This window comes from Pantoea sp. S18, assembly GCF_045689705.1.
GTDB classification, from domain to species: Bacteria; Pseudomonadota; Gammaproteobacteria; order Enterobacterales; family Enterobacteriaceae; genus Pantoea; species Pantoea symbiotica.
The window spans coordinates 13,192-26,069 of the sequence record NZ_CP142690.1 but is presented as its reverse complement, the minus strand read 5'-3'; the positions used below and the strand labels follow the sequence as shown (position 1 = coordinate 26,069).

Below are 12,878 nucleotides of genomic sequence, written 5' to 3'. Positions count from 1 at the left end.
ATATAATGTTATTTATTTTAATTATCAAATGGTTACGAAACATCTTTTTTAGTAAGTATCCCCTCAATCCTAGCTTATACAAGTCACTCAGATAATTCAGGCCGACATCCACCTATCCCTTGCTTCCGGAAAATTGCGGTAAGCGCAATTAATACCTGACGTCATTTTGAGGCACACAGGTATATGGAAGGTGAGCCGGACCGGAAAAATACCTTACCGGACGTTCACAGGATTATTTCGTTTTCGCCTAACCAGGCCATAGCATCCATAATACCTGACCACGCTACCGGCCTAGTCAGCGGATAGTTAATTATTTTCATTCCATTGATCAAATATATATCACAGGTTTTTGCAGAAGTATCAATTGTAATAACGCGCACCGTTTTACGGGCCAGCCGCTGCCACTCTTTGCGCTCACTGATATTTATCCAGTTTTCAGGTAATGCTGGGCTGATATTTTTTTCAATGCCTGACAGTGCCATATCTTTTTCAAGCTGCCTGATTTCAGCCGAAAGCGCTTTTGCCCGTGCGCTGAGCTCTGTCACTTCCTGCGTGTGTTCAATTGCCGTGATGACGTTATGAAGCCTGCCTGCAAGCTCATCTCTTCGTGACGCCATGACCGACAGGTAGTCCGCCTCAGACTGACAGTTAACCATTCCGGAAGCCCCTTTTATCAGGCCCGATATCAGGAAACGATCTGTCAGATCCCGACGGAGATAGGCCGACTGACAGCGGTGTTCCCGGCGCATGGCGCAGACGTAGTGTCCGTGGCCTTTCGCCGAGATGCCGGACAGAATAATGGAATGGCCGCACTGCTTACAGCGCATCAGGCTTCTGAATATATTTATCAGATAAGGATTAAAATTGCTGTCCTGCCTGCTTTCCGGCTCATAATTTATCAGCTGCGCACGCTCAAAATCGTCGTTCTCAATTATTGCAGGGTAATAGCCGGGAATTTCGTTAACGCCGGAAACGGTGAGGTGCCGGGAAGACTGCAAGACCCCGATGACGGATTTCTTCTTAATCAGGCGCTCGATTGAAGCAGAATGCCACTGGGAGGCTTTGCCTTTGAGGTTCTCAATGCCTCTTTCATTGAGCTCGCGGCTGATCCTTCCGTAAGACAGCCCCTCCAGGCGTAAGCGAAAAATCTGCCGTATAACCTCTGCCCGGTCTTCCAGTACGTCAAAACCGTCGCGCGCGTCATTAACCCTGAGCCAGTAAGGGCATTTGGTCGTCATCACGCGGCCGCTCTGCGCCGCTTCCCTGCGTTTCTCAGCCCACGCCGCGCGCATACGCTTTGACTTAATTTCGCTTTCTTCATTCGCACGCTGAGCGATCAGGATAGCCCTGATGATGGCAAAGGGATCGTCCAGCGAATCACGGGTATAATGCGTGCTGTCGCTGAGGGTCACGACATCGATCCCAGCCTTGAGAATTGCGTGTAGCCGACCGGTTGCATCGCCGATTTTTTCTCGCGACAACCTGTCCAGGCTTTCGATAAGCAGCACGCTGCCGCTTTCTATGAGGTTACGTTGCACCGCCTCCATGAACGCGGAGAAGGCGCCCCGGGCAGCATGCTCACCGCGCCAGGCACTGAGGCCGAGGTCCTCAAACGTCACCGGATCGAGGTAGTAGTGAGTGTGTTGTTTCAGCCATTCATCAATTAGCCTTTTCTGCCTGCGGACGGAGTCGCCCTGAAGCTGTGTCAGTGAGGAAAAACGCAGATAGGCAATCGCCCTTTTCATAACGATCTCCACAGCGAGCATTAATATGGGAGGGCATCTTCATGCAAGATTGCCGTTCTGTTGCGCTTAGATACGCATAAGGTCATCGGAAGCAATATAGCAAAACGTTAGGCTGGGAATGCCTGGTGAGTTCAATTTCTGGATTTTCTCAGTCCTATAGGGGCCTTAATTACCCATTAGACTTAGGTCATAGCTGAGTTACGAGTAGATTTTGAGGCGTCAATCGGCTCCCGGCAGGTAAGAGCATACCTAACAGAAATATCCTGAATATTCCTGTAGGAGAGTATTAGTCTCATGAAGTTGTTGCTGGTGCCTTTTGTTCGGCGGATAACACTATCAGTGATAAGGTGTCAAAAGATAAAGGAAAATCACTGGACTATTTTCTTATTTGATACATTTAAAGAGGTGATAAGGGATTGTTTAGTCTGTTTACCGGCGTCAAAATACTTAAGAAACTTTTTTGCCGCATGCCATACTGGCCATCCGAAAGACCGATAATTCACTGTTAACGGCACAGGAACAGTAGCGGACTTATTGAGATGATGAGCCCGGCCAGCTAGGGCGAAGATGGATTGAAGTGGTTGATATCTTGGACTGCATAGTAATACCAGCTTGGATGAGGCTTTTGAGGCATTAAAGTCGATAATTCTGAATAATCCCGTGAAACTGAGAATTTATTGCTGAGCCCGCGCGGTTTGTAGATAAATATACATATCTTGAACTCGCCTGCTGAATTAATTGGAGTTTATACATGAAAATTGAATTTATTACTGACAGCTCCGGTAAACGTAAAGCGGCAATCGTACCCATTGAATTATTTGAAAAACTCATTAGTGATAACAAGCTTCCTGAACTATGGGATTCAGTCCCTCATCCGGCAGGTCTGAAGGGGGAAGCAAAGGTTCCTGGCACCGTAATGAACATCTCAATAGAAAAAGGCGTAACGCTTCGTGCTGCGTGGCGTCTTTACCGCAATCTAACTCAGTTACAGGTTGCTGAGGCGATGGGTATTACACAGGCTACTGTTTCGTCGATCGAAAGAGGGTCAAAACCTCACTTTTCTACTATTGTAAAGCTGGCCGCGTTGTACGGTTGTGTGCCCGCGCAGTTAACAGATGAATGAGGTAATACGGTACCCGCGCCATCCGCAGGCGTTAAAAGCGAGCTGAAATAACGACTTTGCAACTATAAACTAAGCACACATACTGTTAATTATTGAATAATATCAATAACTTATAAAAGTACGCCAAATACTTATTATGTTAAATGAAGCATCTCATTGCACTTAAAATACTCCAAATCAGCTCGTCACCCGTCACCCTTTCACATTATGCTCTGATTGAGCATCCGCGTTATGACAGCTAATAATAAATTTAGGGCCAACCTGTTAGCCTTACGAAATTTCAAACGTGTTGCTGAAATAATTCCCCGTAACTGACTGTAACGAATGATGGCAGCGCTAGGCGCTGTAACATGCCTTCGCCTTCTGCCAGAGCAGCTTTAGTATCAATTTTTCTTCTCTATAACACGCAACGCCAATGTGATCTAACAACCTCAAAGATTTATAAACTTGAGTTGTAAATTGCACCGGCAACAGCGCAAATGGATACGTCAAACCGTAAAGTCATGTCGCCTTAATGGTTATGCAATGCCTATGCTCATGGATAACCTGCTTGCCTTGATAAAATTGTTTGAAATCGATGCAACATTTTTTAAATCGCTTATCATCGTTCGCCTTTTAAGCTCAAAAGCACTAACACACAGCTAGATATACCATATTCTTTAAAGTTAATAATGCATATGACTAGTTCTTGAAAAATTGGAAATCTTCACACTCACATCAAGATATTGAATAATAAGGATAAAAAATCATTAAAGAAAGTGACGATTGGATTCTATTGCACACTAACCCATAATTTGATTAAATAAAATAATAAGAATATTCTCATTTTGTGATTTTAGTGGCCTCTAAGGGATTTGAAATGACTATCGATTCACATCAATTAATTTCTTTGTTTAGAAAATATGGTTTTGAATATAAAAAAAACTCATCAGGCAACGGGTTTTACGCTTTTACTTTTAAGACCGGTTTCTTCCATAATGCTGAAGTGGTTTATACTGAGCAGTCAAATCCAGTAGATGTCGAAAGATGTTTGAATGATCTCAAAAACATTGGGTATTCTACTAAAAAATCTTTATTTAAAAGTTTAGAGGAAGTTGCTGAACAACTTTTCAAAGGCTTTTTCAATGTGGATGAATGGAAGGAACGGATCTCGTATGAATATGGAGTTTATTGCGAAAAAATGATCTCTTTACTTCCTGATGGTGCAAAAAATTATAGTTATGTCCAGGTTCCATTTGAAAAAGACAATAAAAAATCAAATGCTGGGTTAATTGAAGATATACTGGCTGAAATAAATAAGACAGCATCTCAGCTTATAATTATAGAAGCACCTGCAGGATTTGGGAAGACTTGTACTTCATATGAAATATTGAATTCTTTAGTTTCTAATGACGATACTCCTCTGCCGTTCTTTACTGAATTTTCAAGAGACCGTCAGGCAAAAGTATTCAGTCATGTTTTCGTACGTGAAGTTGATAGAAGCTTCAGGAATGTAAAAAGTGATTTAGTAATAGACGAAACTAAAAATGGAAGGATTGTTTTAGTTCTCGATGGATTTGATGAGCTTTTAAACGAAACATCAACAAATAAAACAAATGAAATTGACTTCGAGAAAGCCCAGCCAATGCTTGAAACTATTGGCGAGTTACTCACTAAGTCAGCTAAAGTAATTTTAACATCCAGGAGAGCTGCAATTTTTGATGGCGAAATATTTCAAGAGTGGAAGGATAAGTACCAGGAGAATTTTAATGTTGTAAGGTATAAACTTAACTCTCCAGAAGTTAGAGACTGGCTAAGTTTAGATAGAATAAATAAACTCGAAGAATCTGGCTTAGATATTAAAAAGATTTCTAACCCTGTACTTTTAGCCTTCCTGCGTTCTATCGAGGATGTGGATTTTAATAATCTATGTGGGCAAAGCTCTAAGATTGTTGATCACTATTTTCATGCAATGCTTGAAAGAGAAAGAGAACGCCAAGATCTCTTAATGGTACCTCAGCAACAAACATCAATCCTCTCGATGATTGCATTAGATATGTGTGAAAATGATTACACTAGTGATAATAGAGAAAAAATAATTGCACTCATCAAAAATAAAAGTTCGAATATACTCGAAGAAACTAGACATTTGTACCCTGGTAAAGATCGTCCGACTATAGATGCCCTGGCAAGTAAAATCGCAACTCATGCTTTCTTTGATCGAAGTAATCAGGGTGAAAACAAAATAGAATTTGTTAATGAATTTGTTTTCGGTAATTTTATTTCCAATGGAGTCATATCTAATTATTCGAATGAATGGTTGGCAAGTGATGAGCGATTCGTAGAACCGGCGGTTCAATCTTATCTTCCAAGGGATACCGATGATAGAATCCTCTTATGGGAAAGATTAAGTGGTATGCGTGAATTTTTAAGCGCCACTGACCATATGAAATATGAATATATGCTTTGCCAAGAAGTCGATCAAGCTGTGTATGTGGAAACTACTATAACTGGATTAGATTTTGATAGCGCCATATTTTTCCCAAACCAAACAATAAAAAACTCTGTATTTAATGAATGCGTATTTTCCAATATTGTTTTTAACTTTAAAAACTTTAAAGATGTAACATTTATATCTTGTCAATTTTATGGTTGTGAATACGATAATAATGATCATCCTTATGATATAAGCTTCTTGAATTGCTCAGATAATAACGGAATCATAAATGAAATTGAATCTTTTGAAGCATCACAAAATGATGAAGATTTAGAGCTTCAATTAGAAAAAGAAATTTTATCAAAATTTATGCAGTTAGGTTCTAATTCAATAGCACGTCTTCATATATATACTGGAGTTTTATATAAAATTGATGGTTACACAAGAAAACAAATTACTAAAGCCATCAAAAGTCTGAAAGAAAAAGGATTTTTAGAAAGTGCAAATAAAAGCTCCTTTACAGCAATTAATAGATTTTATGTTGGTGAAGTGAAGAAGGTTTTGGGACGATAAAATGAATAATTTTAGCTTCAGTGATACGTTAAGATTTGATGTTGAAAATCTGATATCTTCAAAGCTTAATAGCTTGGGTATAATGTTTCGGTTGTTCGCAAGAAATAAAGATACTCAATCATTAAATAAAAAGTTAGAAAACTCAAAATACGGAACAACTCATAAAATTCAAGATGCACTCGGAGTAAGGATTGCATTATATTTCAATGACGATATTGAACTTGTCCACACTATTCTAAATGAAATTTTCATTGAAAGAGAAAAAGATCATAGTATTGACATAATGACTGCTGCTGAATTTTCTGCGGTACGATATAACATAATATATGAACTCCCGGAAAGATTATTAAATGGAGAACGCAATTTCCCTGCATCCGCACATCTAATTGACACCACTTTTGAGTTGCAAATACGGTCTATCTTATCTGAAGGATGGCATGAGGTAGAACATGATCTTAGATATAAAGCTAAGCAAGATTGGATTGGAAATGATGTTGAAAGCAGGAAGTTGAATGGAATTTATGCAACATTAGAAACGTCTGAATGGACTATGATAAAAATTTTTGATGAATTAGCCTATAAGCACTATAAAAATAAAAATTGGAACAGCATGCTTCGTCAAAAGTTCAGACTAAGGCTCACTACTCAAGAGTTACATACTGATATAAGAAACTATTTCGACGCAAACTTAAATGTTGCTAAAGATATTTATAGAATTCCGCGTAAAGCCTTACTTAATAAAATGTCAGAGAAGGATTTCACGCTACCTTTAAATGTTAATAACTTGGTTTATTTTAGTAACCTTTTTTTTATAAACGATGAAGGTTTGAATAAAATAACTCCAAGCATGTTTAGTGAGGAGTTTCTTACAAACTAATACACCCTAAATTCACACTAATAGAGAGAGCTCAATGCTCTCTTGCCAAATTGACTATGAATTTTTTTATCTTAACGAAATGTATTTTTTGCCTCATATTCTTATAGCATTACTAAATTCTCTCAGGTTTTTCGGCAAGTTGATGCTACTGAAATTTCTTCTTTACACTAATTTCATTTAGAGGGAGTAATCTTAACTCTCACGACACCATTCCTTCCCTACTGGTCCTACGTTTACACCAAATCCTGGCCTTATATAATTAACATTATATAAGTCCAGACACCGGCGCAGAAACGCGCTATCATCATGATCCGGGGCGGATCCTGACCTCTGTGGCCACTTTTACGAAACGGCGCGACCTGAACCCTAACCGGCTGAACAGGAGCTGAGCGCAGGCGGCTAAAACTCCGGCAGCGCTACGTAAAATCTGGCGGGTATCTGCCCTGCTGTTTACTCAGAATTCACGTAGCGTTGCCGCTTCATAAACGGGCGAAAACTGAGCAACATGAGCGAACTTTCCGGTTTTAACGGTGTTGCCCTCAGCGGCAGCGCCGATGACGATCTCACCGCGAAGCTGGCCGCGTTCGTCCGGCACCGCGAGGCATTTTCGCCTAACACGTGGCGGCAGCTGATGAGTGTGATGCGGATCTGCTGGAGCTGGTCGCAGGAAAACCGGCGGTCATTCCTGCCGATGTCACCAGTGGATTTGCAGGACTACCTTTTTCACCTGCAGGCAATTGGTCGGGCAACTTCAACCATAGCTGTACACGCAGCGCTTATTGCAATGTTACACCGTAACGCAGGTCTGGTCCCTCCGACGGTCTCACCCGATGTTGTGCGCGCCAGAAAGAAGATAAACCGTACGGCCGTGGTCTCGGGTGAGCGCACCGGTCAGGCGGTACCCTTCTGCCTGCCGGATCTGAACCGCCTTGATGCGGCATGGAACAAATCTCCCAGGCTTCAACACCTGCGTGACCTTGCCTTCATGCATGTGGCATACGGCACGTTGTTGCGTATGAGTGAGATATCCCGCCTGCGGGTGCGGGATATCTCACGCGCAGCGGACGGGCGCATCATCCTCGACGTCAGCTGGACCAAAACCATCCTGCAGTCGGGCGGTATCGTTAAGGCGCTCAGCGCTCGCTCTTCCGAGCGGCTGATGGAGTGGATTAACGCAGCCGGTCTGGCTGGCGAACCTGATGCGGTATTGTTCTGCCCCATTCACCGATCAAACAAAATTACCACAGTCGCAATAGTGCCTATGAGCGCGCCATGTCTGGAAGATATCTGGCGGCGTGCTCGACATCAGGCGGGTGCGAAGACTCCACTGAAAACGAATAAAGGACGTTATTCCAGCTGGAGCGGTCACAGCGCCCGGGTCGGCGCCGCACAGGATATGGCCAGAAAAGGGGTCTCCATTGCGCAGATTATGCAGGAAGGCACCTGGACACAGACTCAGACGGTGATGCGTTACATTCGCAGAGTAGATGCGCACAAAGGTGCCATGGTTGGGCTGATGGAGGATGAAGACTGGCAGTATTGATCCTGTTTAAATCAGTGTTGTCAGGGGACGCAGGCGTGAAACGGTTTCCGGCAACTGCTGGCGCGCTGACGGCGTACGGCATCATGAACGACAGGAATATCTAGTTCGGTCAGATCTGTAATAAAGCTGTCAGGATGAATGGCGCGCAGATTCCAAGTCGCGAGAACATCTTCAGGGAAATCTTTCAGATTAAATGTGACAATTCCTTCAGCCTGGGCAACGATTGCCGCAGCGACGACGTGACGATCGACTTCATCAGGCAATCCCCTGATGGATTCAATCAGAGACTGATATCCGGTTACAAGAGCACGGGCACGTGGCGATCCATCAAGGCACGGACTCGCTCAAGCTGAGCCCGGTTCAGTTCGGTGCGATTGAGCAGGTTCCGGATCCACTCTTCGTGTATGTCTTCCGTCCATCTCGCGCGAAACTGTCCGCCGGCAGCAAGGTACTTCAGGAAGCTGCGCAGAGGTGCAGGGTAGAGAACGCAGGCGTCAAATATTACGGTATACCCAGAACTCATTCGTAACCCAGCCCAAGTTCCTGGTCGAGCGCACCCAGCTCATCAAGTACATCATGCCTCTGGTTTACCAGTTTGTTACGGTATGCGAGCGCGTCCACGTAGCGGATTTTACGGCGGTTTCCTGCGCGGTGGTAAGGCAGTTCACCGTTGTCCAGAAGCCGAATTAATGTTGGGCGCGAAATGTTTAAAAGATCGGCCACTTCCTGCGTAGTCATTTCAGCCCCGACCGGAACAAGACGCACAGCGTTCCCGTCACCCAGTTCGGTTAGCACGTCAACCAGCATACGAAGCGCGCTGACCGGAATGCTGACATTGTGGATCCGGCCACATTTGTCAGTGAGTGAAACCTGCTGAGACTCTGCGCGTGTTTCGAGGACGGCGGAGAGCTCCCGGCTACACAGGCGCGCAAGTTCCGCTTCCTGCAGGGAAGGAAGCTTATTCTGGAGTTGTGTCATTTAAACTCCTCCTGTATCTGTTATTCGAAATTTTCGCAAATGATGGCGTCTTATGCAACAGCATTCTGATGTGATGGTGTGGAATAACGTTCGGGGCTATGAAGCCCGGCAGCGCGGGCATGGCGGTGAGGTCTGTTTACCTAGTGCGCAGATGCCACTCCATCAGAAAAATACAGCTGTTGGAAGGCAGAACGCTGACTCTGAAAACTTGACGATAACAGATGCCAACCACGGATTATTGTATGAAGTTAGCGGACACATCAGCCGATAATCGCTTATATCGCAAATACCGTTAGCGTCTGGCTGGTCAATTACTTCAGAAATACTCCGCAGTTTGATTTCTGCAGACTTATCTACAACGCTAAGGATGGATGCTATACCCAAAATGAAACTCTTTTATCTTAGAAATGATGAACTCCAGAAACGGCAGTGACTGATGAAGGGTTTCTCTCACGATAAGTATTGAGGTTAATCAGTATCGACAGTCTACAGTGGGGTTCAAAATAATGAGCATTGTTATCAAACCTTCCCTTTCCGCCATTTGGTCCACTGACGCCCGTGGCATCTGTGTTGCCAGTCAGGAAAACCCAATGGGCCTGCTCCCTGCTCTTAAAGGCGTTACGCTGAGTGCATGGCTTGAGTTCGCACAGGCTGATGATGATGTAACGATTGCACAGCAACTTACTGCAGCGCTGAAAATGTTCACTCCTTTTCATATTGAAGTGCCTATTAACTGCCTTGACGGGACCACGCGTCGGGTGATCCTGTCTGGTCTACCGGAATGCCACGCCAGCAGCTCGCTCAGCCACTTTAATGGATTTATTCTGGATATAACCGGCCAGCGTAAAACACTCGAGGATGCTCTGCGGACGGCAACCGAATGCCGCCTGTTGATTGAAAACAGCACCGACTTAATCGCGCATTGTGACAAGAACGGCAGGTACGTTTCGATTTCGCCTTCTTACAGCGAGATGATTGGGTGGTCAGTGGACGAGATAGTCGGCCAGCGCGTGGTGGATTTCCTCCATCCTGACGATCGCGAACCAGCCGGGGATGCATTGATGCATATCTTTAAGGGTGGCGTGCTGCAGGACGTTGTAGAGGTACGTAAAAGGCATCGTGACGGCCACTATATTACGCTTGGCACTAAAGCCTGTGGTGTAAGCGATCCCTCTACGGGCAATAATATCGGAGCCGTGCTGGTTTCACGCGATATCACGCAGGACATGGAAAAGATCAGAAGGCTTGAGAAACTTGCTACCCGGGATACGTTGACCGGATTGCCTAACCGTGCCTGGATCTACGATAAAGTCAGATGGATGCTTTCTCAGGGAGAAGAGCCTTATCTCACAACAGTGTTTTTTATCGATCTTAATGGTTTTAAGCCGGTTAACGATACCATGGGGCACGCAGCGGGTGACAAATTGCTGCGGCAGGTCAGTGAGCGATTAACACATTGTATGCGCCCGGGGGACTCAGTAGCACGCCTGGGGGGAGATGAGTTTGTCGTAGCTGCTAAATGCCGCAATCGCGGGGCGGCCTCAGCGGTTGCGCAGCGTCTTATTGACAGCCTTCAGGAGCCATTTGTTATCAATAATATGGACGTGAATATCGGGGCATCAATAGGAATAAGTCTTGCGGGATTCGGTTCTGCATCTGTTGATCAGTTATTTGATAACGCTGACAGTGCGATGTATAAGGCGAAAGCGAAACGTTCGTGTAGTTATCAGTTCTATGAGGGCGTAATCGCTATCAATTTAGAATAAATCAGCAGGGATCCATAAAGTGTTTATTTTCAGGATTTGCGTTGTGCCACGTGTGTCGTGGTTCAGTCCGTTGCAAACCGACTCGAATTAATAAATAAAAAACCCTATCAATGGCTCCATGAACTTTTCATTCTTCAAAGCTGTTCCGGAGGCCCTCCTGAAAGCATGTAATGCCTCAACCAGGAAATTCATTAACGCCACCTGACCCTGATATGACAGCCTGACCCTCTCATAAAAAAACCGGCACGCGGCCGGTTTATGAATTAGACTCAATGGCTACCACTTATAGTGGTTGGAGTCTTCCCAGTCCTTTATCTCTTTTTCAGCCTGCTCCTTGCCGTAACCGTAACGTTCCTGGATGCGTCCGACCAACTGGTCGCGCTTCCCTTCCGCGACGTCCATATCGTCGTCGGTGAGTTTGCCCCATTGTTCTTTGCCTTTTACTGCTTCCAATTACCGCTGATGCGATCTTCGTTCATGTCGGTCTTCTTCGTTGATTCACGGGCTGCTGCCTGGCAATCCCTGCGCAGAAAATAATGCTAATCAGTATGGATGATGCAGGTCATTTTCCCGCCCCGAATCATATTATCGGAATTTTTCTGAGATAAAGTCAGCCTCTCCGCGTGCAGTCTGTAAACTGTAACGCCCCCCGATGGCTACTGTTTAAGGGCGGATCCCGTGTAATGCCTGCAATTGATTCTTCCCTGCCATGAGACTTCGTCATGTAGCGGACACAGTTTGTTTATATAACCCTTCCCTTACTTGCTAAAGGGGAAACGGTAAACTAACCAGGGCCCGCGCGTTCCATCTTTACCCTTATTGTTATCCGCCAGATACTCTATCTGTGGAGCGGGCACATAGATCCATCCGTTAATAATGACAAGCGCGTCAGGTGTTATCAGCCTCTCATCCTGTATTAGCGTCTTTAAAATGCCGTCAGGCTGCAGTAAGTCGACAGAGCGTTTCTCCACATTGGAGAGGTAAATATTTCCTGCAGCGTCGATGGCAGACCCCCCTATAGACGGAATATCCGCAACTTTCTCAATATGGCCTTGCAGTGCCTCATCGCTTAAAAGGTTGTCTTTTAATGATGCCGTGGGGATACGGTAGAGTGGACCGGTGGGTGTCGCATAGTAAAACCATTGGCCGTCAGGGCTGACCTCAATGACGTCACTGTGGACGGCAGGTCTTTTGCCGTCTTTATCCTCAAGAATGCGTCCCTGATAACCTTTCTGATCGAGTCCATCTGATTTACGCAAAAAGGCACATCCGGAAAGCCTTCTTAACGTTTTGCCAGTTGTAAGGTCATGGATAATTACGCCACCGAGCCCGGAATCGGTAACATAAACTGAGCTACCCCGGATACGCAGATCGTTTGGTGCGCCACCCCGCGGTAACGCTTTCTCATCAAAGCGAATAACCTTTACCGCTTTGCCTGTTTCAATGTCGAATGCAACAAGCTTTGCCGCTCCCTTTGACGGATTTTCACCCTGAGGAGCGCCCTGATCGACTACCCACAGTAAGCCGTCACCGAAATTGTGGCATGCGTTAACGTTTACCAGGCTATCGACGCCTTCCTCACCCCGCTTCCATTCATTCCAGTGATTATCCGGAAAAGGCGTCAGCCCAGATGGGGTCACACGCGCAAGCGACGGGGAATTCTCATGCCCTCTGAAGCGGGGAAAGTTGAGGAACATGGCGCCACCGGCTGACACAGCAATACCATTGGTAAGCCAGGGTGAAGTTGCGGCAACCTGCAGTTGCGGTTTGACCTTCGACTCTGCCACAGCAAAGGCTGTCCGCGTAAGGCATAACGTTGCGAGCCCGCCAGCAATAAACTCACGTCTATGCATCGTC

General features: G+C 45.0%; 9 protein-coding genes and 1 pseudogene. 5 read left to right on the top strand and 5 right to left on the bottom strand.

The genetic code is table 11. The annotated features are described in order from the left end of the window. Positions 1–224: 224 nt before the first annotated feature. Complete coding sequence (locus VIJ98_RS24570) at positions 225–1,745, bottom strand: recombinase family protein (protein ID WP_323275937.1); 1,521 nt, start codon at positions 1,743–1,745, stop codon at positions 225–227. A 751-nt stretch (positions 1,746–2,496) separates the two neighbouring features. Between VIJ98_RS24570 and VIJ98_RS24565 the strand changes: the two genes are divergently transcribed. From VIJ98_RS24565 to VIJ98_RS24550, 4 genes are all read left to right on the top strand, one after another. After that, the gene (locus VIJ98_RS24565) at positions 2,497–2,868 is read left to right on the top strand and encodes a helix-turn-helix transcriptional regulator (protein ID WP_323275936.1); all 372 of its coding nucleotides are present in this window, start codon (positions 2,497–2,499) and stop codon (positions 2,866–2,868) included. Between the two features lie 859 nt (positions 2,869–3,727). Next, complete coding sequence (locus VIJ98_RS24560; RefSeq protein WP_323275934.1) at positions 3,728–5,857, top strand: NACHT domain-containing protein; 2,130 nt, start codon at positions 3,728–3,730, stop codon at positions 5,855–5,857. Position 5,858: 1 nt separating this feature from the next. Further along, positions 5,859–6,734 carry a RelA/SpoT domain-containing protein gene (locus VIJ98_RS24555; RefSeq protein WP_323275932.1) on the top strand — a complete coding sequence of 292 codons (876 nt, stop codon included), beginning with the start codon at positions 5,859–5,861 and terminating at the stop codon, positions 6,732–6,734. Positions 6,735–7,239: 505 nt separating this feature from the next. After that, positions 7,240–8,277, top strand: coding sequence for a tyrosine-type recombinase/integrase (locus VIJ98_RS24550; RefSeq protein WP_323275930.1), 1,038 nt, complete (start codon positions 7,240–7,242; stop codon positions 8,275–8,277). A gap of 20 nt (positions 8,278–8,297) precedes the next feature. Here VIJ98_RS24550 and VIJ98_RS24545 read toward each other — a convergent pair whose 3' ends face one another. Together VIJ98_RS24545 and VIJ98_RS24540 are read right to left on the bottom strand one after the other, a co-directional pair. Then, entirely contained in the window at positions 8,298–8,540 is a 243-nt protein-coding gene (locus tag VIJ98_RS24545; protein WP_323275928.1) for a hypothetical protein, read from the bottom strand. A gap of 256 nt (positions 8,541–8,796) precedes the next feature. Continuing rightward, complete coding sequence (locus VIJ98_RS24540; protein ID WP_323275926.1) at positions 8,797–9,255, bottom strand: helix-turn-helix domain-containing protein; 459 nt, start codon at positions 9,253–9,255, stop codon at positions 8,797–8,799. A 506-nt stretch (positions 9,256–9,761) separates the two neighbouring features. On the opposite strand from VIJ98_RS24540, the gene VIJ98_RS24535 reads away from it, so the two are divergent. Continuing rightward, a complete protein-coding gene (locus VIJ98_RS24535) occupies positions 9,762–11,021 on the top strand; it encodes a diguanylate cyclase domain-containing protein (RefSeq protein WP_323275924.1) in 1,260 nt (419 codons plus the stop codon). A gap of 276 nt (positions 11,022–11,297) precedes the next feature. Here VIJ98_RS24535 and VIJ98_RS24530 read toward each other — a convergent pair. Together VIJ98_RS24530 and VIJ98_RS24525 are read right to left on the bottom strand one after the other, a co-directional pair. Further along, positions 11,298–11,500: pseudogene (locus VIJ98_RS24530) on the bottom strand (CsbD family protein). A gap of 279 nt (positions 11,501–11,779) precedes the next feature. Next, positions 11,780–12,874, bottom strand: a complete 1,095-nt coding sequence (locus VIJ98_RS24525; RefSeq protein ID WP_323275922.1) for an L-dopachrome tautomerase-related protein — start codon at positions 12,872–12,874, stop codon at positions 11,780–11,782. Positions 12,875–12,878: the final 4 nt, after the last annotated feature.

Bases quoted from the DNA above. Each gene is read 5' to 3' on its own strand.
- VIJ98_RS24560 (WP_323275934.1), top strand. From the start codon at position 3,728: ATGACTATCGATTCACATCAATTAATTTCTTTGTTTAGAAAATATGGT.
- VIJ98_RS24535 (WP_323275924.1), top strand. From the start codon at position 9,762: ATGAGCATTGTTATCAAACCTTCCCTTTCCGCCATTTGGTCCACTGAC.
- VIJ98_RS24540 (WP_323275926.1), bottom strand. From the start codon at position 9,255: ATGACACAACTCCAGAATAAGCTTCCTTCCCTGCAGGAAGCGGAACTT.
- VIJ98_RS24550 (WP_323275930.1), top strand. From the start codon at position 7,240: ATGAGCGAACTTTCCGGTTTTAACGGTGTTGCCCTCAGCGGCAGCGCC.
- VIJ98_RS24525 (WP_323275922.1), bottom strand. From the start codon at position 12,874: ATGCATAGACGTGAGTTTATTGCTGGCGGGCTCGCAACGTTATGCCTT.
- VIJ98_RS24570 (WP_323275937.1), bottom strand. From the start codon at position 1,745: ATGAAAAGGGCGATTGCCTATCTGCGTTTTTCCTCACTGACACAGCTT.
- VIJ98_RS24565 (WP_323275936.1), top strand. From the start codon at position 2,497: ATGAAAATTGAATTTATTACTGACAGCTCCGGTAAACGTAAAGCGGCA.
- VIJ98_RS24555 (WP_323275932.1), top strand. From the start codon at position 5,859: ATGAATAATTTTAGCTTCAGTGATACGTTAAGATTTGATGTTGAAAAT.